Source organism: Flavobacterium sp. LC2016-12 (assembly GCF_015351595.1).
In the GTDB taxonomy this organism is placed as follows: domain Bacteria; phylum Bacteroidota; class Bacteroidia; order Flavobacteriales; family Flavobacteriaceae; genus Flavobacterium.
The window spans coordinates 26649-49616 of the sequence record NZ_JADKPT010000009.1 but is presented as its reverse complement, the minus strand read 5'-3'; the positions used below and the strand labels follow the sequence as shown (position 1 = coordinate 49616).

Here is a 22968-nt window from a genome sequence, read left to right as displayed (position 1 = left end):
AAAAATGATGAAACAAATCAAAACTTTACTAATTGCTGCCATACTAATTTTAGGAGCAAGTAACACAATGAATGCACAGGCTAAGGTAGCCCATGTTGATGTTAGCGAGATTATGTCGAAAATGCCTGCAATGCTTGATGCTCAAAATCAACTACAAAAATTAAGTGCTACATATGATGCTGAATACAAAAAAATGATTGAAGAATATCAAACTAAAATCAAAAAGTATGAGCAAGAAGTTACTACAGTAACTGAAGCTGTAAACGGAGAACGTTCTAAAGAAGTTCAGGACATGCAGGGTAGAATTACCGCTTACAGAGACAATGCTCAAAAAGAATTGCAACAAAAAGATTCTGATATCGTAAAACCAATCATGGAAAAAGTAAAAGCTTCTATCCAAAAAGTTGGAAAAGCTAAAGGATACCAATATGTATTAGATGGTTCTACTCTAATCTTAGCTGATGGTCCAAACATTACTGCTGATGTAAAAAAAGATTTAGGATTCTAAAAAACGGATCTTCTTACTATAAACTGCCCAAATTTTTTAAAAAAGTTTGGGCAGTTTTTTTTGTACATCAAATTATGATTAAAAAACAATAGTATTATATAATTTCAGTTTACTAAGGATATAAATCTATTTCAAAAAAATACTAAATTTGTAGTATGACGAACAACAATCCTATAGGCGTTTTTGATTCCGGTATTGGAGGAACTTCCATTTGGAGCGCCATTCACGATCTACTCCCAAACGAAAAAACTATATATTTAGCTGATAGCAAAAATGCTCCGTATGGTCAAAGAACCAAGGAAGAGATTGTCGCTCTAAGCAAAAAGAATGTTGATTTTTTACTTGAAATGAACTGTAAGTTAATTGTTGTAGCCTGTAATACGGCAACAACAAATGCAATTCGCGAACTTCGAGCAACTTATGATATTCCATTTATAGGAATTGAACCGGCAATAAAACCAGCGGCTAATAATTCTAAAACACAAGTAATCGGAATCTTAGCTACCAAAGGAACATTAAATAGCGAACTGTTCAATAAAACTGCTGAAATGTTTCAGCATACTACAATTATTGAACAAGTTGGTCACGGCCTTGTTCAGCTTATTGAAGACGGGAACCTGAATTCACCTGAAATGACTCAACTACTAGAATCATATTTACAGCCAATGATCGATGCTAATATCGATTATCTGGTATTAGGATGTAGTCATTATCCTTATTTGATTCCACAGATCAAAAAAATACTTCCAGACCATATTCAGATTATTGATTCCGGAGAAGCCGTAGCTCGTCAGACCCAAAATATTTTGCGTGAAAAGGTTGGTTTCTCAGATAACAAAAAAAGCGAGCCTGAATTTTATGTCAATTCAGATCCCGCTGTTTTAGAGTCAATATTAAATTATAAATATCCAGTGGTAAAAAAGGATTTCTAGCTCCCCTATTCTATTTTTCGTTTAACAAACCAAATCCCATCAAGCGATAAATTAAGGGATACTTTATGGTAATTTTCTTTTATTAGATTATCTGAAATTTTTCCCTTTTGACCATAAGAGTAGGAAATATTTAAAGCTGAATAAGTGTTATCTATTGGAAGAGAAAGTCCAATAGAAATAGCTGCGTTATTAATACGTTTGCCATCAACCTCAAGATAACCTGTATCAAAATTTGCTCCGGCTGCATACTGAACGCTATCCCAATATTTCCGAATATTTTTTTTAGCTCTATAGGTAAATCCAAGTGCAAATCGATCCTGATTTACAAAATCTCCATACAATTCAGACTGATTCGAATCATTCCATAAACTTTTTTCATAATCTAATGTCATATTCAAATTATTCTTAAAGCGCTTACTAACCCCAACCCCAATTTCCAAAGGCATATAATAATCATCTATATTAGAAGCAACATCTGATTCTACAGTGGTTACAACATCATCTGTAACAGTTTGAACCGTCTGAACTTTAGAAGCCCTAATTTGGGCTGGTAATTTAAATGTTGAACCAATTGTTAAAGTAGAATCAATTTTATATTGCCCTCCTAAAGTAGCACGCAAACCACTATAATCTGTTTTTTTGTGAATGTTTGTAATTGAACTTATTATTAAAGAACTCCGATCATCAGTTGTATTTCCAAATAATACTGCAGCTGAGACTCCAACTGATAATTTTTTCCCTAATCGATAGCCATACGAAAAATCAAAATTATTTAATCCTCCAGAACCTGCTGCTGTCAAATAATAGTATTCCTGGCTGTTTTCTATCGGTAATTTTAAATTAGAAATTTTGAATGTTGCACTCGAATAAGGTCTCAAAGCTACACTAAAGCCAGAGTTCTTCGTAACCGGAAAAGCAAATGCAATATGCGAAAATTGAAAGTTATTACGATTCTCCGTTCTTGAACCACTCTGATAGGTTGTTGCTATAGCTTTCCCTCCAATATCAAACATAAAATGATTTTGAGGCAAATAACCTAATGACGATGGATTCAGATTATTAATAAATGTATCCGATGGCAATGCAATTCCAGAAGATCCAATAGATGGAATTACACCAAAATCAGAATCGTACAAACTTCCTACTCCATATAACGAATAAGGTGAACTTGAAATACTTTGCGAAAATGAAGTCAGCGACATCAATATGGCGCCACTTAAATAAACTATTCTGTTTTTCATTTAATAAGAGGTGTAATAAATTTTCAATTGAATTTTATTATTAGGATGTTTTTGATCTCCCAAAACAATTCTGTTTACCGCTTTAGATATAACAGGTAATGTCAAAATCAAAGAGGATCTGGAATCAGATTGTTTCCACATTTCTTTCTGTAGAAAACTACCAATAGGAATTACATATCCAAGATTCTCATTAAATTCGTCACTTTTTTTATTTAAAGCACCATAAACATATGCTCCTGCACCATTTTCCAACGAACCACTTATTCTGTTTAAATTATCAGCAACATAAACTTTCAGGGAATCTGCCAGAGGATATTGCTCTGAGAAGGAATTATTAATAGGTTTTAAAAGCAACTCAGCACTAACAATAGCACCTTTGTCCGAAATGTATTTAAGTTGCTTAATATTAGGAAAATCTATCCTGCAGGCTACTCCGGTTCCCGACTGAATAAAACCTTGTCGATTTGTGAGTGAACTTGATAATTTACTACTCGCAATGGGCAAATTTTGTAGCAAGGTTCCGGTTTTATCTAAAGAAATAGAATTAAACTGTTTTGTTGCCTCCGAAATTGTGAAATCGATTATATAAGGTGTCTCTTCAGTATCTGCCTGATATTTTGAATAGTACAATCTAATTTTACTTGTAGCTGCATGAAAACCGATGACACTTGAGGAATTTTCCGTTGAAGAAACCAATGCCAATCCTTTCAAATATTCTGAAAAACTGTCAAAATCAGTAATTTCCCTTGTCTTTAATTTTTGAAAAAGTGCTGCACCAAAGGCATCATTCATTTTTATTGTGATAGAATCCTTTTCAATAGGTCTTGGTTTGTACGAAATTGTTCCGATACTTTCATCACTATAACTCAAAACAGAGTTATTATAAAAACTATCATCCTCACTATTTGGCTTTACTTTTTGAGTCAGACGATGAATATCAAAAGTTTGCACTTTTGTAGTATCACCATAGTAATAATTATCATATTTAAGAATCATTGCAATAGAATCAAATACATAATTTGTTGTTTCCGTATCTGAACCTCCATTATTTAATGTATAAGAACTCGAAGCCAGCTGGAAATAACTATTCGACTTTACTTTTCCAAAAACCGGGTCGTCATAATTTCCGATTAATATTCGGCTCTGACTTGAAGTCACAAGAGAATCGAAATTAATAGTTGACATTTCTACCGTTACAGTATCAATTAAAACAACTTTGTTATCTAAAGCTAAATAATCCGAACCTACAACAAATTCGCCGGCATCTGTATCTGTACCACATGAAAGTATTGTGATAAGAAAAAACAACATTAATATAAACTTGTGCATAATAATTTTTTTGAACAAATATAAAATGCACTCCTCTGCACCGCACTATAACATATACAGCCTCGCTTTTTTATACTATAAACAGCAATAAATCATCTACAATAGCATTTAGACATCAAATACTTGATTCGGCTGTAAAAAGAGCTCTTTTGTCTATCAAAACACACCATACATATATCTTCTTTTTTTAAAATACATTAGGCACCTACTTTTGGACCAATAAATAAGTAATGAAAATACGGTTTTTAATATGTTCGATTTTTACAATTTCATTTTATAGTATGAAAGCGCAGGATAATTTTTCAGTAAATATGAATTTAAAAACAGAACCTACTGATAAAATTAATTTTAACGAGACGAACATTAGTATCGAAGCCAGTAAAAAAATAAACGGCAAAAGTAAAGTATCGAACACGTTAGAATACTCACATTTGAAAGTCAATTATGAAACAGAAGATTTTGAATCGCTTGAAAACCCGACTCAATTTAATCAATTACAAAATCAATTTAAGTTTACACAAAACGTTACAAAAACAACAGAGTTGAATTTTATCATAACGCCTACAGCCAATTTTGAACAAAATTTTGATATTTCTGATGTAACATTTTTAGGAAGTTTTGAAATTAATCAGCATTTGAATTTTAATACAGATTTAAGCATTGGTGTTTCAAGAGCAACGGTTTTTGGTTATCCTAAGTTCATGCCTTTTCTGGCTTTAAATTATAAAATAAATAATGAAAGCAGTTTATCAATAGGGTTTCCTGATTCTAAAATATCATATTCAAATAATATCCGGAACAAGCTCAGCATAACCAATAGTTTTAATGGTAATTTTTACAATTTAGATTCACAAATTAATTTAAATAAAGAGGCTACAAAAGTGAGTTTATCTCAAATGACTACAGCTTTAGAGTATGAAAGAAATGTAGATCGCAACTGGTTTTTAAATTTTAAAGCTGGTTATAATTTTAATAAAAAGTACATACTTATTGACAATGACAATCATGAAGTATATGATTTTAACACCGGTAACGGATACATTTTAGGCATTGGGATCAAATACAAACAATAAATAAATTTAATACACTATGAATAATTTAAAAAAAGGAATATTATTCGCTACACTGCTTTCGAGTCTCTTTTTCATAGGCTGCAGCAATGATGACGATGATGATGATTTAATAGGAAACTGGGTTAAAAAATCAGCATTTGACGGACCCGCAAGATCTAGTGCCACAAGCTTTATTATTGGAGATTATGCCTATATAGCAACAGGATATACTGGAGATGTTTACTTAAAAGATTTATGGGCATACAATTCTACAGGGGATTATTGGGAACAAAAAGCCGATTTCACAGGAGTTGGGAGAAGTTCAGCATCAAGTTTTGCATTAAATGAAAAAGGATATGTTGGTCTTGGTTATGATGGGACTAATAAATTAAAAGACTTTTATCAATATGATCCAACAAGTAATAGCTGGACTCAAAAAACAGATTTTGCAGGAACTGGCCGTTACGGAGCATTAGGATTTCAGGTTGGCGGAAAAGCCTATTTTGGAACTGGTTATGATGGAAATTATCTTAAAGATTTTTACCAGTATAATGATCAGACAAATACCTGGAACATTGTAAATGGATTTAGCGGAAACAAAAGACGTAATGCAACTGTTTTCATAATTGCTGATAAAGCTTATTTAGGAACCGGAATTAACAATGGTGTTTATCAGGAAGATTTCTGGGAATTTGATCCAGCAACAGATGTTTGGACAAGAAAACGTGACATTGATAAAGACGTAGATGATGATGACTCATACAATGATGATTATGCAATTGTTCGTTCCAATGCCTCAAGCTTTGCTATGAACGGATTGGGTTATATTGTTGGTGGGGAAAATGTGAGAACGATTTGGGAATACAATCCATCGACAGATTTATGGGTTGAAAGAACACCAATGGAGGGAGCTGCCAGAACAGACGCTGTTGGTTTCGCAGTAAACAATCATGGCTTTTACATGCTAGGAAGAGTTGGTTCAAGTTATTTCGATGATGCTTGGGAATTTAAACCTACTGAAGAACAAAACGATGATGATAATTAATATTAAAAAGCAAGTCTTCTGGAACAACATCCAGAAGAATTTGCTGTTTTTTATACTTGTTTTGTTATTGGCGGCCTGTACTAGAAAAGAATCATTTAAAATGGCAACATTTAAAACAAAATCCGGATGGGGCTATTCGATCGCTAATAATGACAGGATTTTAATCAAGCAATCAGTCATACCAGTAATAAACGAAACAAAAAGCTTTTTTACAGAAAAAGATGCATTAAAAGTAGGCAGCTTGGTTGTCGATAAACTCTATAAAGGCTTATCGCCAACGGTAACAAAAAATGATTTAATTTTATTAAAAATAAAATTATAAATGAACCTAGATACCATCAAAAATACCAGCTCAAACAAAATTTTGTTCCATAGTATTATATGGACTTTCTTTATTTTGACTTCATTAATTCAATTTTACGAAAGTCCGTTTAGAATCAACAATGATTTTTATGTACAATGGCTTACCGGAATTATTCTGTTTTATCTGAATTATTTTTATTTGGTACCAGCCTTGCTTTTAGAAAAAAGATACTGGCTCTATTTTACTTTTATTTTTGCGCTTGTTCTCCTTTTCATGATAATCAGGATTAATTATTTCATTCCTGAATTTAATCATGTCAGACCTGCAAACATGTTACCTCCCAAAATAATGCCTGAAGGTTCAGCTGACTTTGTGAGAGGAGAAAGACGCATCATAATGGCAAGAAGACAACCTTTGTTTTTTAAAATTGGCCCTTCGTTATTTTACATTTTAATTTTAACCATAAGTGCCATAATTAGAACACTAACAGAATTCTACAACAATCAACAAAACAAATTAATTGCCGAAACACACCGAACAAATACCGAATTAATTTATCTGCGTAAACAAACTAATCCGCATTTTTTATTTAATTCTTTAAACAGTATTTATTCGTTGGCACACAAAAAATCTGATTTGGTCCCTGATGCCATCGTAACATTATCTGAGTTAATGCGCTATATGCTGTATGAAACCGATAACAAAACGGTGGCTTTAGAAAAAGAGATTAATTATATCCAAAATTATATTGAGCTACAAAAACTTAGACTAAATGACATTGAAGACATCGTTATAAATGTTCATGGTGATACCAGAAATAAATTCATAGAACCTTTGTTATTGATTTCGTTTGTTGAAAATGCTTTTAAATACGGGACCGATTATAAAGGTGCGGCTCACGTAAAAATTAAAATTTTCATACATGAAAACAGCATTGATTTTTGGATAGAAAATACCATTGAAGATTATACTAAAGATCCTGAAAACTCAGGAATAGGGTTAGCTAATATAAAAAATCGTCTGGATTTGCTATATCCAAACGCTCATCAATTAGATATAACGCAGGACAATCAGTACTACCGTGTGCATTTAAATTTAAAATTAGATGAAATTCAAACACCAATAAATTAAAAACAACTGATTATGGACAGAAAAAAATTCATCCGAAACGGTATTTTAGGAATCGCTTCTCTTGCAACAGCTTCTAAATTATTGGAATCCTGCTCAAAAAACGATAATGACGACTCGGGTTCTAATTCCTCGACAGATGGAAGCTGCTCAGTTTCACCTGCTGAAACAAAAGGTCCTTTTCCTATAAAAACACCAAGCCAATTGGTTTTAGAAAATATAAAATCAGACAGAATTGGAGTTGCCTTACTTATTAATCTGACGATTGAAAATAAAAGCAATAATTGTACTCCGTTAGAAGGGGTTTTGGTAGATGTATGGCATTGTGATAAAGACGGAAACTATTCAGAGTATGGTGGAACTTCTATGCAACAAACCAATTATACAGAATTTCATTTTTTAAGGGGAAGACAAACAACCAATGCAAAGGGAGAAGTTTCGTTTATTTCAATTTTTCCAGGCTGGTACCAGGGAAGAGCACCCCATGTTCATGTTGAAGTCTTAACAGCAACTGGTTCTTCATTATTGGTAACACAAATTGCTTTTCCTGAAAATGTTTCAAGCGAAGTATATTCAAGCGCAAATTATGTCGCACACGGTCAAGCCGACACTTCAAATACAAGAGATAATGTTTTCTCCGATAGTTTAGATGCTGAACTTGCCACATTAACCGGAAATCTAACGGATGGTTACACCTTAAGCAAAACTATAACAGTAAATGCTTAATTTAAATTCAAACCAGTAATTTATGAAAACTTTAAAACTTAATTTACGGGTTTAAAACTACTTTTGAAGACCAAAACAAATTTAACGATCTAATACTGAAACAGATGAAATGTGTAATTATAGATGATGAACCTCTAGCGGTAGAATTATTAGAAGATTTTGTCCGAAAAGTAGATTCCTTAGAATTGGTTCGCACTTTTAATAACGCGATCGATGCCGTTTCATTTATCAATCAGACGAATATCGATTTGATATTTTTGGACATTCAAATGCCTCATTTTTCTGGAATAGAATTTCTAAATACTATAGAAAAAAAACCATTGATTATTTTCACAACTGCCTATTCTGATTATGCGGTTGAAGGATTTAATCTTGGTGCCGTAGATTATTTGGTAAAACCAATTCCGTTTCATCGTTTTTTAAAATCTGTAGTTCGTGCCCAGCAAATTTTCAATCCCACAGCTGCGACTCAGGCTATTTCTGAAAACACTACAGCTCCTGAATTAGAACAGGATTTTATGTTTGTAAGAGCTGAATATGAAAACGTAAAAATGAATTTTGCCGATATTTTATTTATTGAAGGCCTAAAAGATTATGTAAAAATCTACACAACCGATAATAAATTTACGCTCACCTTAATTAGCTTGATTAAATTAGAGAATTTACTTTCCAGCAAAGGATTTTCAAGAATTCACAGGTCTTATATTATCAATATAAAACATGTAAAATCGATCCAGAAAAATAAAGTTTTAATAAGTGATAAAAGAATTCCAATTAGTGAGAGCTACAAAAATACCTTTTTCGAAAAGATCAACTTATAAGTTTTAAATTCCAAAAAACACAAATTCCAAATTCCAAGAATGTCTGACAACGATTGGAATTTGGAATTTCTATTTTGATTTTTTTTATAATTTATTCTTCGTTTTTAAACCAGCCTGAATACATTACATAATTGTTCGATATACGCTCAATTTCGCCTGCAAAATCAGATTGGTCAATATCTTTTACTTTTTTGGCAGGAACTCCCGCATAGATACTTCCTGAAGTCACCACAGTATTTTGCGTTACAACAGCACCAGCGGCAACAATTGCATTACTTTCAACTACACAATTATCCATTACAATTGCGCCCATTCCTATCAAAACATTATCATGAATAGTACAACCGTGCACAATGGCATTATGACCAATTGAAACATTGTTTCCTATAATAGTTGGATGTTTTTGATACGTACAATGAATAATTGCTCCATCCTGAATATTAACCTTGTTTCCAATTTTAATGAAGTGAACATCACCACGAATTACAGCATTAAACCAAACACTGCAAGATTCGCCAAATGTAACATCGCCAACAATGGTAGCGTTTTCGGCAACATAACAATCCTCTGGAATTGAAGGTGATTTTCCGTTTACAGACTTAATTAGCATAAAAAAATTAATTAATTGCCGGACAATTACAATCGTAACGTTCCTTTTTACAAAATAAGTTGATACCTAAAGTAATTTGATGATACCCGCCAGTATCAAATTTTACATCACCCATCACTTGTGAGTAAGTGTAAGCGAACATAAAGTTCTTATAATTTATACCAATAATAGGCGTAAAATATTGCAATTTTTGAGACGAAACACCGTTTCCAGAAACATATTGTGCACCATCAAAACTTCTTCTATAGGATAATGCTGCCCATAAACTTCCAAAATCCATGTTCTTGTACGCTTTCATATTTAAATCAATTGATTTCTCTTTAGTCTGATCAAATACTTGAAGCAATACTGAAGGTTCCCAAGTGATTTTATCACTTTTGCCAAAAACATATCCGGCACTCAAAAGGTATTTTCTAACATTGTCACTTTCTAAATCGCTGTACAATTCTTTTCTGGTTTCAATTAAACCCTGAACAGTAGCATGGGCGTAAAAATTTAAATAATTATATGAAGCACCAATATCTAAATTAAAATAAGAATCTTTTTGAATTTGTCCTGAAATAAGTGGGTCATATTCTGTTCCAAATGTTGTCTCATCTAATTGATTTTGGATTACTCCTCCACTAATACCAAAAGAAAGCTGATTTAGATCAATTTCATCTCTGGAAAACATAATATGATGTGCATAAGTAAGCTTTACACCTTTTTGAGAATGATATCCGTTTTTATCATTAAAAACAATAATTCCCGCTCCTGATCTCTCGCCTATTCTACCATTAAAACTTAATGTTTGAAGTTCTGGCGCATCATCCTGACCAAACCATTGTTTTCTGGCGGTTAGTCTTATTTTAGCACAATTTGCTGCTCCGGCCATAGAGGGATGAATCAAATAATAATTATCTGATAAATAGTCTGAATAAACAGGAATGCCTTCTTGCGAAAAAGAGTAAAATGAAGCTAATAAAAAAATAAATAAAACCCTGATTCTAAATTTCATAAAGGCATTTTTGTTTGAATAAATTATAGACTCCTAATTTAATCCGATTAGTTATAATAAGAATCTTAATTATTTTATTAAAAAATCAAATATAGCTATTAGTAGAAAATAACTTTAGTAAATTTGTAAAAAATTACAAATCATGACAAAAATCACCATAAAAGAAACTCAAAATCCAACTATATTAAAGTTTGAATTTGAAGATTTCATTACTCAAAACCAAAACTTTGAGTTTAAAAATATTGATGAGGCACAGGAATCACCTTTAGCGCAACAATTATTTTACCTTCCGTTTGTAAAAACAGTTTATATTTCAGGAAATTTCATCGCAATCGAAAGATACAGCATTGTAGAATGGGAAGACGTACAAGATGCTGTTGCAGAACAAATTGCAGCATTTGTTGACAAAGGTGGTGTAATTATTAAAATCGACGAAAACAAGGCAAAAAAACAACCTATTACCGTTTATGGAGAAACAACTCCAAATCCGGCGGCATTAAAATTTGTTGTAAGCAGAATGTTAACCAGAAACCCGGTAGAATATAAAAATATTGACCAAACGGCTTCTTCACCATTGGCAAAAGAATTATTTAAGTTCCCTTATGTAAAAGAAGTTTTTATTGATGAAAATTACATTTCGGTAACTAAATATGACATTAACGACTGGGATGAAATCACTTTGGAAGTCAGAACATATATCAAACAATTTATCGAAAATGGAGGAACTGTTTTAGATGAAACTTTAATTGAAGTTGCTACAAAAAATGACATCACTAAAGATGAAGCTTTTGATAAACTGGATGTAACTTCACAACAAATCATCAATATCTTAGAAGAATATGTAAAACCGGCAGTTGCTGCTGACGGAGGAAATATCGCATTCGATTCTTACAATGAGGATGATAAAACAGTAAAAGTTATTTTACAAGGAGCGTGCAGCGGATGCCCATCTTCTACTTTTACTTTAAAAAGTGGTATTGAAAACATGTTGAAAAGCATGTTAAATGATGAAGCGATTAAAGTTGAGGCTATAAATGCATAAAAAATAATTTCAGAAAAATACCAAAAGCGTTCGCCCATAGCGAGCGCTTTTTTATTACTTCCCATCTTCTTACTTTTCAATAAATTATTCCAACAATAACACTATAATTCTGTAAAAAAGTTTAATATTGTATTCTTAACCAATCAATTATAAAACCATGGGATTATCTTCATTTTTCAAGAATTTATTTGGCACGGCCAAAGAATCTGCAACAGATCTAGCCAATCAGGCTGAAAGTACTTTTGAGCAAGCAAAAGAAGCTGCCGCTCCTTATATTGAAAAAGCAGAGGCTTTTACCGAAGAAACTATCGCAAAAGCTAAAGAAGCCTCAGAGCCAATTCTGGAAAGTGCCGCAGAATATGCACATCAGGCGAAAGATATTGTAAGTGAATATGTAGAAAAAGCAACAGATTCTATAAGCGATGTAATTGATTCTGTAAAAGAAAAAGCAAGCGATATCAGTACGGACACAAAGACAATTGCTTCGGAAACTGTAGTTGATGCCAGTGAAACGGCAGCAACTGTTGAAGATAAAATTATTGACGAAACTAAAACTAAGGAATAGATACTTATTTTTCTTATAAAAGAAATATCTTATATTTGCACCACTAATATACCTTCTCGTTTTGAGAAGGTTTTTTTATTCAATAAACATGATGAGTCCAGAACAAATTAGTATTTATGTCACTAAATTTATTGACGTACTAGTTGATTACGCGCCAAAATTAGTTTCGGCATTTCTAATTTTATTTGTTGGTATTTATGCTATCCGATTAATAAATAGAATTATTACAAAAGTAATGGTTCAAAGAAATTTAGATCCTACATTAACAAAATTCCTTTCTGATATCTTGATATGGGCACTAAGAATTTTGTTGTTTGTAACCTTTATTTCAAAATTGGGTATCGAAACCTCTTCCTTTGTTGCTATTTTAGGTGCAATGGGACTTGCGGTTGGTTTGTCATTACAAGGTTCACTTTCTAACTTTGCAGGCGGAATGTTAATTATCGTTTTCAAGCCTTTTAAAGTTGGGGATACGATCGAGGCACAAGGCGTTATAGCAACAGTAAGCGAAATACAGATTTTTGTTACCAAAATGCTTACCGCTAATAATCAGACTGTTTTTGTACCAAATGGTGCATTATCTAACGGAACGATTATTAATTATTCTATGCAGGGGGAAAGAAGAGCGGATTTGACTTTTGCAGTTTCATATGATTCAGATATCAAAAAAGCGAAAGAAGTTCTTTTAGATGTTTTAAATAAAAATCCTAAGGTACTTAAGAAACCTGCTCCCGAAGTTTTTGTAAAAAACCTAACCACTAGTGCTGTAGAGTTTTCAGTACGCCCATGGGCTAAAAATGTAAACTACGGTGTCGTTTTCTCTGAAACTCTGGAGAATTGCAAGACAGCTTTAGATGAAGCTGGAATTTCAGTTCAACCGTATACACTTCAAAAATAAAATAAATTTTATTGTTTTTTTGATGGAGGTGCCATCATAAAATCTTTTAAATAATAAGGCTCAAAATAAGCGACATCTACAGTGTCGCTTTTTTGATATTTATCAAAACTGATTTTACTCATTGCTGAAGCTGAAGGGTACTTTATATCTTCCAGAAAAACAAAATTATCTTTTGTCAAAACTGGTTTACATTTTTCTGTGCAATCACCAACAAAGTAAAGTACATCCTTATATTCCGCAAAAGAATCTTCTGTAATCACTTCTGCCTGAATTTCTCTTTCAACTTCCAGGTTTGCATTAAAAATTTCACTGTAAACTTCCATTCTTCTGGCATCCAGCATCGGAATTATTTTTCCGTCAGTAACTTTTGCCTGAGAAGCCAAAGTTTGTAATGTATCAACAGCAATCAGTGGGATATTTAATGCAAAACACAATCCTTTTGCCGCCGAAACTCCAATGCGTAAACCTGTATAAGAACCTGGTCCCTGACTTACTGCAATTGCAACTAAATCCTGAACTGTGATTCCGGCTTCAGAAATTACTTCTTCAATAAAAACATGGAGCTTTTCGGCATGCGAATATCCTTCTTCTGCAATTTCCTTACATAAAACTGTTTCACCATTTTTTGCAATTGCTACAGAACAATTTTTTGTAGCGGTTTCGATATTGAGAATAAAAGACAAAATTGTTTGTTATTAAAAATTATACAAAAATTAAAGCAGCAAAAATAAGGGTTAATAACCAGAATAATAGAAATGCCACACACAAATTTGCCAATAAAAAGCCTATGTATATGATCAACCTTTTTTCTACTGCAAAATATTTAAATTCATCATTATAATATTTTGTTTTATAGACACTATAATGCACCCATATCAAATATGCAATCACACTAATGAAGCCGCCAACACCACTAAAAATGATTTCTGACGGAACTCCATGCAAAGCAATTATCATACTACAACCTACTTTTTAGGAGCTTCTGCTTTTTTAAGCTTCACTTTGTCACCAGAATTTAATTCTTTTGAAACCGTAGTATAAGGACCCGTTATCACAACATCTCCAGATTTTAATCCAGACATTACTTCGATATTAGTATCGTCCTGAATACCTGTTTTAATAATTCTGATCTTAGCTTTATCTCCAACTTTCACAAAAACACACTCGAATTTTTTATCGCTTTTTGGCACTACCTTTTTCTCATTAGGATCTTCCACTGTAAAATCCTTAACAGCTGCAGTATCTGATTTTACAACCACTGAACTAATAGGCACAGCTAATACATTTGTTTTTGTTTTTGTCAAAATATCAACTGTTGCTGTCATTCCTGGTCTAAACGGAGAGTAAGAGCTTGGTTGTCCTTCTAATAAATCCTGATAAGACTCTTTTAGAATACGAACTTTAACCTTAAAATTAGTAACCTGATCTGAAGTCAGTGTTGTACTTGCTGAATTTGAGATACTCGTTACAGTACCTTTAAATTTCTTTTTTAAATAAGCATCAACTTCAACATTAGCTTCATCTCCAATTTTCACTTTAACAATGTCATTTTCATTAACATCAACTTCAACTTCCATGTTGTTTAGGTTTGCCACTCTCAAAAGCTCTGTTCCTGCCATTTGTTGCGTTCCTAAAACGCGCTCTCCTAATTCAACATTTAAAACCGAAATAGTTCCATCTGCAGGGGCATAAATTAAAGTACGGCCTAAATTATCTTTTGCCTCCGTTACCGATGCTGAAGCGCTCTGAACATTGTAATAAGAACTTTGTTTTGTTGCTTTAGCAACTTCAAAAGTCGCAATTGATTTATCCCAATCAGACTTTGAAATTACTCCTTTATCATATAACGTTTTATTACGCTCGTAACTTGCTTTTGCTTCTTTAAAATTTGCTTCAGACTGCGATAAGCTGGCTTTCGTTCCTGATAAATTAGCAACAGACCTATCTAATCCGGAGGTATACAAATCCGGATTTATTTTTACCAATAAATCTCCCTTTTTAACAACCTGGCCTTCCTTTACATTTAGTGCAATAATTTCACCTGAAACCATTGATGAAAGTTTAACTTCAATTTCCGGTTGAATCTTACCTGTTGCCGAAACTGTTTCGACAATAGTTGAAGCCATTACTTTTGAGATTTCTACTTCTTTTCCTTCATCCTTATTTCCTATTGCTCCCGATTTTGAAAGACCTACTAAAACTGCAATAATAACTACTGCACCACCTATTAAGAAATAAACTGTTTTTTTTGACATAATAAATTATTTTGTAATAATTGGGACAATTGGAATTCCAAAGTAGAATTCAAGTATTTTTATTTTAAACATGTAATCGTATTTCGTTCTAATCACATCAGACTGAGCATTAGTCAACAATGTCTGAGCCTGTGTAAAATCAAATGAATTCATTAAACCTACATCATATTTTTCTTTAGCATAATTGTAAGCTTGTTGTCTCGCCTCTAAAGTTACAGTTGATGACTCATAAGTATTTAAAGCTCCTTTTGCATTTGTAAAGGCAGTATAAACGTTACGTTGCAAATCTAAACTTTTTTGCTCTAAATCTATTTTAGATTTTTCTAAATTAACTTTATTTCGTTCTACATTATTTCGAACTGAGAAACCATTAAAAATTGGAACAGTAAGCTGAAAACCAAACGACTGTCCTTTATTATCACTAAATTGGTCCATAATAGGTTGAGGACCACCTAAAACAGGAGTGAAATTATTTTGTAATACTGCCTGATTTGTCCCTTCAACAAAACCAATCTGAGAAGTTGGATTTGCTGTATTTGGAGTCGCGCCAGTGATGATATCTGAATAACTGGCTCTTGTATTAAAATTATAAAAGGCACTTAAGGTTGGTTGATAAGCACCTTTTGCAATAGCTACATTTTTCTCAGCAATTTCAAGATTAGTTTGAGCCAATTTTAATTCTGTTCTTGTTTCTTTTGCCTTATTGTAAATATCAATTGGACTTTGGGCCATGATATTATTTTCATCTTTTGCATTTGTATCATCAATAACATCAAAATCTGCAAATTCTTTTAATTGTAAAAGTTGTGCCAGACTTAATTTTGAAATCAACAAATTATTTTCGGCAATAATTATGGCTTGTTGATCTGTTGCCAATGTCGCTTTCAAATCATATAAATCTCCACGCGGAATTGTTCCGGCATTTACCATCTCTTCTGAACGTTTGAATCTTTTATCATCAATAGAAAGTTGTTCTTTTTTTACTTTTAACTCTTCTTTATAAGACAAAATTTGAAGAAAAGCATTAGCTACATTGAGCGAGATATCTTCTTGCATTTTCAGCAATTGATATTGTGAAGCTATAATAGAAAGTTTCGTTCTACGATAAGTGTTCTGAATTTGTAAACCTTTGTAAATATCAACTCCGGCACTTAAACCAACAGATGAATATTGAGTTGTCTGATTACGCAAAAGACCTGTCGTAACATCCTGATTCAACCCTATATTCCAAGAATGGGAAGCATTTCCGTTTACTGACGGAAGGTAATTACCAAACGCATCTTTCTTATCAATATCAGCATTTTTTACATCTAGTTCTGATAATTTTATTGTGATATTATTATCTAATGCATATTTTACACATTCTTCAAGTGTCCATTGTTTTGTTTGTGCCTGGGCCGTTAGTCCGAACCCGAAAAGTATAGCAAAAACGAGACTATTATATTTATTTATTTTCATATATTTTGAATGAAAGCATAGTATAAACACTACGCAAATTTAACATTTTTTAAAACCAAAAAACTCTTTATACTTTCAATTATTTTTTCTCTTCTCCCTCACTGATCAAACCTTGATTCCAGATTTTAATTTTATCAGAATCTTTAATACCGCTTTTAACCTGAACATATATTCCGTCGCTCACACCAAGGATTAAATCTTTTCTTTGAAACTTCTGAGGAGCAGTCTCTATTTCAACATATGGTTTTTGTGTTTTTTTGTCAAATTGAACCAGTGATTCTTTTATAGCCATAACTTTGTCTGCTTTTTCTAAAATAATAGAAGCATTTGCACTTAAACCAGCTCTGATAAAAGTAGCATCTCTGTTTTCTAAAGAAGCTTTTATTTCAAATTGAATTGCACCATTTTCTACTACCCCTTTAGGAGCAATATCAGTCAAAACAGCATCAAACTTTTTATTTTCGATCGCTCCAACAGTAATTTCAATTGGCATTTGAACTTTAATTTTTCCTACTTCAGATTCATCGATTTTTCCAATAAAGATCATCCTGCCAACATCTGCAACACTGGCAATTGTAGTTCCTTCATTAAAATTATTACTTTCAATAACCTGATTTCCAACTTTTACAGGAACGGCCAAAACCATTCCGTTTACTGTTGAGCGAATTAACGTATTAGCATAACTTCCTAATGACGTTGTTGTTCCGGTTTTTACAATATCCAAACTTTGTCTGGCCGCCAAATAATTTTGCTTTGCCTGTGTATAAGCTAATTGAGCTGCATCAAAATCATTAGCAGAAATTACTTCTTTTTCAAATAAGGTTTTCTGTCTTTTATAAATTTTCTCCTGATTATCTAAGGCTATTTTAGCTGTTTGCACCTGATTTTGGGTACTACTTACATTAGACACATTAGCAACAACTCTAATTTTAGCAATCATGTCGCCCGCTTTAATTTTCTCACCAGCTTTGATATATACTTCTTCAATAATACCCGAAATATTTGGTTTGATTAGGACCTCTTCGTCAGGCTGAATGTTACCTGTTGCAATGGTGGTTTTTACGATCGTTTTAACCTCTGCTTTCTCCGTTTTAAAAACAATTGGTGACTCCTGATTTTTAGCATACAAATAGTAAAGTGCGCCAAAGAAAACTAAAGCAATAAAGATTAAAATGGTTACGGTTACTCCTTTTTTCATTTTGTTTTTGGTTTAATCGATTATATTTTGATTGATAATTTATTCTGTTCGCAAAGCATCTACCGGCTTTACATTAATTGCGGTCTGCGCCGGAATAAATCCTGCCAACAAACCAGATCCTACTAATATTAATAATGCTACAAATACTACTCCTAAATCTACGGTTGGGTTTGCAAACATAGTATTGCTTCCCGGCGGCATAGAGTCCAGTACCATATTTAAAATAGCAATAATCCCCGTTGCGACGGCTATTCCAAGCATTCCGGAAATAATAGTTAAAAATATAGATTCAGATAAAATTTGGCCACGAATAGCGCCAGGTGTTGCACCTAAAGCCCTGCGAATCCCAATTTCTTTTGTACGTTCTTTAACTACAATTAGCATAATATTCGAAATTCCGATAACACCTGAAATTAAAACCAGTGTACCTACGAAATAAGCAATGATTTTTAAGATATCAAATAAACTCTGTACTTTATTATACTGTTCATATAAATCGAAATTACCTACAGCTCTTTCATCTTGTGGATTTATTGAATGCAGTCCTTTGATTAATTCCAGAATTTTTGGTTTTAAATCTGTGATTGAAGTTTCATCTTTTGCTGTAAGTGCCATCCATCCTACTTTATCTCCATAATTAAACGCTTGCTGAAAAGTAGTAAACGGAACGAAAATATTTTTTTGTTCCTGTTCCGCATTTCCACCTTGCTGTTTAGAATGGTAAACACCAACTACCATAAAATTAACTCCGTTTACTTTTATATAAGTTCCAATGGCTTCTTCTTCCTTTTCATAAAGTTCGCTAATAACTCCTTTTCCAATCACAGCAATTTTTCTTCTTTCTAAAATATCTTGCTGATTAATAAAACGTCCTTTTAAGATATCCATTGGCTGTTGCTTAATCAACTCCGGATAATCTCCATAAATAGTAAAAGCCGCAGTTTTAGTACCACGAACAACGTTATTTGTTCCATTAAAATCTCCTAATTGATTTCTTGGCGAAACATATAATAAATCAGGCAAAGCTGCTTTTAAAGCTGCCACATCACTGTTTCTAAAGTCGTAACGACGAACTTTTGGCAATCCTTTATATGCTTTTGAAGTTGTCTGGCTCCACATAAACATAGTATTGGTAGCGATTCCGTCAAAACCTTTCTTGATACCGTTTTCTAAACCATTACCGGCTGCTAATAATATTACCAAAATAAATATACCCCAAAACACACCAAATGCAGTCAGCGTTGTTCTAAAAACATTTGCCGTTAGAGCCTGTAAAATTTCATCCCAATTATCTTTCTTAAACATAATTATTCGTCTCTAAGTGCTACAATAGGTTTTATTTTGGCTGCTCTATAGGCTGGAAAAAATCCCGCCACCGCTCCTGCAAATACAAGTAAAGCAAGTGTGGTTAAAGCTACATTAAAATCAACTTCCGGATTTCTGAAATATTCACTCTGAACCATTGGACCAACAAATTCTAGTAACAACAAACTAGCCAGCAACCCAACAAAACCAGCAATTGTGGTAATAAATATAGATTCATGAAGTATCATTGAGATTATAGAAAATGGCGATGCACCTAATGCCTTTCTGATTCCAATTTCCTTAGTTCTTTCTTTTACAATGATCAGCATAATATTACTTACACCAACAACTCCAGCGATAATAGTACAAATACCTACCCACCAAAAGAATAATCTGATATAAAGATTTAGGTCGTAAAACTGTTTTGCTTCTTCAACCGAATTATAAACTCCAATTGCACTTTCATCATCTGGCGCCACAATATTTTTACTCTTCAACAGCGTTTTTACATCTTCTGTAAATTTTTTTGATTGTGCTAAGGCTTCATCATAATCTGCTTTTTTATTTAAAACAAACTGCATCCCATTTATTTTATCACCTGCTCCAAAAGCGCGTTGATTAGTCGTCACAGGCATATAAACCCTTGATTCTTCTCTTTCACCAGAAGGATCTGTAAAAACCCCAACTACTTTAAAATTGATATTATTAACCAAAATTTCTTTTCCTATTGGATCCTGCTCTTTAAATAAATCCTGCTTAACCTTCAGACCAATAGCCACAACTTTTTCGTTATTTACTAAATCATTATTGTTTATGAAGCGTCCTTTAATAATAGTTGCATTTTCAAGAGACAAATAATCCGGTGTAATTCCTCTAAATTGATAATTTCCCGATTCTTTTCCATAACTCACAATTCCTCCCCAAGTAGTACGAATAGACGATTTTTTATCTATTTTATCATTAAACTTTGTAACTGGAAGCTCATAATCACTATTTCTGAACTGAATTTCTCTTCCTGGATTTAATCCTTTATATTCTTTGGTTGTTACATTTGACCAAACTTCAATAATTCCGACAGCATCGTTTTCAAATTGTTTTTCGATTCCGTTCTGAAGCCCTTTTCCAGCACCAAGCAAAATAACTAAAATAAAAATACCTGAAGCCACAGAAATCCCGGTTAACAATGTTCTCAGCCTGTTTTTGGAGATTGCTTCAAATATTTCCTGCCAACGCTCAATATTAAACATAAGATGAAGCTCTAACTTGTTCTACCTTTTTATCATCGATAATTAATCCATCTTTAAGGACTACATTTCTTTTGCACATTGCGGCAATATCAGGTTCGTGTGTAACGATTAAAATGGTTTTCCCTTCATCGTTAATTCCTTGAATAAGTTCCATAACTTCATATGATGTTTTGGTATCTAAAGCTCCTGTAGGCTCATCAGCCAATAAAACTTTTGGATTTGAAGCTAATGCTCTCGCTATAGCGACACGCTGCTTTTGACCTCCTGAAAGCTCGTTAGGCAAGTGGTGTGAATGTGAACCCAAACCAACTTTCTCCAAATATCTCATCGCAATTTCGTAACGCTCTTTTCTTTTTATTCCCTGATAATATAATGGCATTGCCACGTTATCAAGCGCTGTCTTATAATTGATCAAATTGAAAGATTGAAATACAAATCCTAAAAACTTATTTCTGTATCTAGAAGCTATCGTCTCATTTAATTTTTTAATTGGAGTTTTGTCTAAAATATAACTACCCGAATCTGCCTCATCTAAGATTCCTAAAATATTAAGAAGAGTAGATTTTCCTGATCCAGAAGATCCCATGATAGCAACTAACTCACCTTCTTCAATATTAAAATTTATTCCTTTTAACACATGCAATTCAGAACTTCCCATTTTATAGGACTTGTGTAAATCTTTGATTTCGATCATGGTATTGTTAAATTTTAAAACAATAATAACATTTTTATTAAGTAATTTATGGTAAGAAAACGTTAATAATTTCGTTTTGATATTAGAATAAGACTCTATTCTTTATCAAATGTTACACATTTTTAAGATAATATAATTGTTTTCTTAATTTTGCATCACTCAAAAAATTCTTAACAATGAAGTTTTTTTCAATTTTCTCTTTATTAGCGGCACTTACACTGCTTTCAGGATGTTCAACATCGCAAAAATTAGAAACCTTAAAACCCGAACCCGATGATGCAAGTCCGTTAGTTTATGACGTGAATCCTTCCTTTATCAACCTGCCTATAACGGTAAAATTGAGCGATATTGAGCATCAGACAAACTCAATTTTGAACGGATTAATTTATGAAGACAATAACATCGACGATGATGATATTGAAATGAAAATCTGGAAACAAGCTCCAATAAAAATCCAAAATGATCCTGCAAATCCCGATAAAAAAATAAAAACTATCCTGCCATTAAAAGCAACTATTAAATATCGAATTGGAACAAAAAAACTCGGCGTTGAACTTTACGATACTCGTGAATTTAATTTAAATGGAGTCATTACTTTATCAAGCGAAGTTGCATTAACAAATTGGAAATTAAACACCAAAACCGAATTCAAATCTTTAGATTGGAATGAAAGTCCAACAATGCAGGTTTTTGGAAAAAGTATGCCAATAACATATTTAGTAAATCCTGCAATTTCTATTTTTAAATCTAAAATTGAAAAAAAAATAGATGAAGCAATTGAAAAATCAATGGATTTTAAACCGAATGTTTTGTCTGCTTTAGAAAAAATATGTACACCATTTCAAATGAGTGACACTTATGAAAGCTGGCTTCGAATTACTCCCGTTGAAATCTATTCGACAAACGCAAAACTTAAAAATGATTTGTTTTTATTAGACATGGGAATAAAGTGTAATATGGAAACTATCGTTGGAAAACAACCTGAATCCAAATTCAACGCAAATAAAATTGTTCTAAAACCTGTTGCTAAAATTCCAAATCAGATTGCAGCTAATATTGCCGCAATTTCAACCTATATTGACGCTTCAAAAATAATGACTAAAAATTTTGCAGGTCAGGAATTTGGTTCAGGCAGCAAAAAAATAACGGTAAAAAATGTCAACATCTGGCACAAAGATGGAAAAATGGTTATTGCGTTGGATGTTTTAGGATCCATAAACGGAACCCTTTATTTAAATGGGTTTCCGCAGTACAATGCACAAACAAAAGAAATCTATTTTGAAAAACTCGATTATGTTTTAGACACAAAAAGTAAATTAATGCGTACTGCAAGTTGGTTAGGACAGGGCTATATTTTAAGAAAAATGGAAGAAAGCTGCCGTTATTCTATTCAACCCAATTTAGAAGAAGCCAAAAAAAGCATGGCTACGTATCTTAAAAACTACTCTCCTATGCCAGGTGTATTTGTAAATGGGAAAATAGAAGACATTCAGTTTGATAAAATTCAGTTGACGAATCAGGCTATTATTGCTTTTATAAAAATAAACGGAACAGTCAATGTTTCTGTTGATGGATTGAAATAAAATATATAAAACAAAAAAAGAAAAAAGCAG

General features: G+C 32.6%; 23 protein-coding genes. 12 read left to right on the top strand and 11 right to left on the bottom strand.

Translation table 11 applies throughout. From position 1 onward, the window contains the following. Positions 1-4 precede the first annotated feature (4 nt). Positions 5-508, top strand: a complete 504-nt coding sequence (locus tag IRZ99_RS14665; protein ID WP_194657983.1) for an OmpH family outer membrane protein — start codon at positions 5-7, stop codon at positions 506-508. Positions 509-663: 155 nt separating this feature from the next. Then, complete coding sequence (gene murI, locus IRZ99_RS14660; protein WP_194657982.1) at positions 664-1440, top strand: glutamate racemase; 777 nt, start codon at positions 664-666, stop codon at positions 1438-1440. A gap of 5 nt (positions 1441-1445) precedes the next feature. On the opposite strand, the gene IRZ99_RS14655 is transcribed toward murI, so the two are convergent. Next, entirely contained in the window at positions 1446-2681 is a 1236-nt protein-coding gene (locus tag IRZ99_RS14655; protein ID WP_194657981.1) for an aromatic hydrocarbon degradation protein, read from the bottom strand. Continuing rightward, on the bottom strand, positions 2682-4010 hold the full coding sequence (locus tag IRZ99_RS14650; protein ID WP_228519096.1) for a DUF4270 family protein: 1329 nt from the start codon (positions 4008-4010) through the stop codon (positions 2682-2684). 230 nt (positions 4011-4240) lie between these two features. On the opposite strand from IRZ99_RS14650, the gene IRZ99_RS14645 reads away from it, so the two are divergent. The 6 genes from IRZ99_RS14645 to IRZ99_RS14620 all read left to right on the top strand — a co-directional run bounded on the left by IRZ99_RS14645 (position 4241) and on the right by IRZ99_RS14620 (position 9086). Beyond that, the gene (locus tag IRZ99_RS14645; protein ID WP_194657980.1) at positions 4241-5083 is read left to right on the top strand and encodes a DUF6268 family outer membrane beta-barrel protein; all 843 of its coding nucleotides are present in this window, start codon (positions 4241-4243) and stop codon (positions 5081-5083) included. A 16-nt stretch (positions 5084-5099) separates the two neighbouring features. Beyond that, complete coding sequence (locus IRZ99_RS14640; protein WP_194657979.1) at positions 5100-6107, top strand: kelch repeat-containing protein; 1008 nt, start codon at positions 5100-5102, stop codon at positions 6105-6107. 100 nt (positions 6108-6207) lie between these two features. Beyond that, a complete protein-coding gene (locus IRZ99_RS14635; RefSeq protein ID WP_228519095.1) occupies positions 6208-6429 on the top strand; it encodes a DUF4907 domain-containing protein in 222 nt (73 codons plus the stop codon). Continuing rightward, positions 6430-7542 (top strand): sensor histidine kinase, encoded by a 1113-nt coding sequence (locus tag IRZ99_RS14630; protein WP_194657978.1) that lies wholly within the window; start codon positions 6430-6432, stop codon positions 7540-7542. It abuts the gene before it with no gap. A 12-nt stretch (positions 7543-7554) separates the two neighbouring features. Beyond that, on the top strand, positions 7555-8265 hold the full coding sequence (locus IRZ99_RS14625; RefSeq protein WP_194657977.1) for an intradiol ring-cleavage dioxygenase: 711 nt from the start codon (positions 7555-7557) through the stop codon (positions 8263-8265). Positions 8266-8369: 104 nt separating this feature from the next. After that, positions 8370-9086, top strand: coding sequence for a LytTR family DNA-binding domain-containing protein (locus IRZ99_RS14620; protein ID WP_194657976.1), 717 nt, complete (start codon positions 8370-8372; stop codon positions 9084-9086). Positions 9087-9177: 91 nt separating this feature from the next. Here IRZ99_RS14620 and IRZ99_RS14615 read toward each other — a convergent pair whose 3' ends face one another. After that, positions 9178-9696, bottom strand: coding sequence for a gamma carbonic anhydrase family protein (locus tag IRZ99_RS14615; protein ID WP_194657975.1), 519 nt, complete (start codon positions 9694-9696; stop codon positions 9178-9180). A gap of 7 nt (positions 9697-9703) precedes the next feature. Continuing rightward, the gene (locus IRZ99_RS14610) at positions 9704-10693 is read right to left on the bottom strand and encodes a type IX secretion system membrane protein PorP/SprF (protein WP_194657974.1); all 990 of its coding nucleotides are present in this window, start codon (positions 10691-10693) and stop codon (positions 9704-9706) included. 142 nt (positions 10694-10835) lie between these two features. Between IRZ99_RS14610 and IRZ99_RS14605 the strand changes: the two genes are divergently transcribed. From IRZ99_RS14605 to IRZ99_RS14595, 3 genes are all read left to right on the top strand, one after another. After that, on the top strand, positions 10836-11735 hold the full coding sequence (locus IRZ99_RS14605) for a NifU family protein (RefSeq protein ID WP_194657973.1): 900 nt from the start codon (positions 10836-10838) through the stop codon (positions 11733-11735). Positions 11736-11892: 157 nt separating this feature from the next. Next, positions 11893-12300: a YtxH domain-containing protein gene (locus IRZ99_RS14600; RefSeq protein WP_194657972.1), complete on the top strand. Its 408-nt coding sequence runs from the start codon at positions 11893-11895 to the stop codon at positions 12298-12300. Positions 12301-12388: 88 nt separating this feature from the next. Then, positions 12389-13198, top strand: coding sequence for a mechanosensitive ion channel family protein (locus tag IRZ99_RS14595; protein WP_194657971.1), 810 nt, complete (start codon positions 12389-12391; stop codon positions 13196-13198). Positions 13199-13206: 8 nt separating this feature from the next. Here IRZ99_RS14595 and tsaB read toward each other — a convergent pair whose 3' ends face one another. The 7 genes from tsaB to IRZ99_RS14560 form a co-directional block, all read right to left on the bottom strand. Next, entirely contained in the window at positions 13207-13881 is a 675-nt protein-coding gene (tsaB, locus tag IRZ99_RS14590; RefSeq protein WP_194657970.1) for a tRNA (adenosine(37)-N6)-threonylcarbamoyltransferase complex dimerization subunit type 1 TsaB, read from the bottom strand. 282 nt (positions 13882-14163) lie between these two features. Continuing rightward, entirely contained in the window at positions 14164-15453 is a 1290-nt protein-coding gene (locus IRZ99_RS14585; RefSeq protein ID WP_194657969.1) for an efflux RND transporter periplasmic adaptor subunit, read from the bottom strand. Between the two features lie 6 nt (positions 15454-15459). Continuing rightward, complete coding sequence (locus tag IRZ99_RS14580; RefSeq protein WP_194657968.1) at positions 15460-16911, bottom strand: TolC family protein; 1452 nt, start codon at positions 16909-16911, stop codon at positions 15460-15462. A 79-nt stretch (positions 16912-16990) separates the two neighbouring features. Further along, positions 16991-18109, bottom strand: coding sequence for an efflux RND transporter periplasmic adaptor subunit (locus IRZ99_RS14575; protein WP_194657967.1), 1119 nt, complete (start codon positions 18107-18109; stop codon positions 16991-16993). Positions 18110-18148: 39 nt separating this feature from the next. Further along, positions 18149-19414, bottom strand: coding sequence for an ABC transporter permease (locus IRZ99_RS14570; RefSeq protein ID WP_194657966.1), 1266 nt, complete (start codon positions 19412-19414; stop codon positions 18149-18151). Positions 19415-19416: 2 nt separating this feature from the next. Then, the gene (locus IRZ99_RS14565) at positions 19417-20661 is read right to left on the bottom strand and encodes an ABC transporter permease (RefSeq protein ID WP_194657965.1); all 1245 of its coding nucleotides are present in this window, start codon (positions 20659-20661) and stop codon (positions 19417-19419) included. Beyond that, a complete protein-coding gene (locus IRZ99_RS14560) occupies positions 20654-21355 on the bottom strand; it encodes an ABC transporter ATP-binding protein (protein ID WP_194657964.1) in 702 nt (233 codons plus the stop codon). Before IRZ99_RS14560 ends, IRZ99_RS14565 begins: the two co-directional genes overlap by 8 nt. A 176-nt stretch (positions 21356-21531) precedes the next feature. Here IRZ99_RS14560 and IRZ99_RS14555 point away from each other — a divergent pair, with 176 nt between their 5' ends. Continuing rightward, positions 21532-22938 carry a DUF4403 family protein gene (locus tag IRZ99_RS14555; protein ID WP_194657963.1) on the top strand — a complete coding sequence of 469 codons (1407 nt, stop codon included), beginning with the start codon at positions 21532-21534 and terminating at the stop codon, positions 22936-22938. Positions 22939-22968 lie beyond the last annotated feature (30 nt).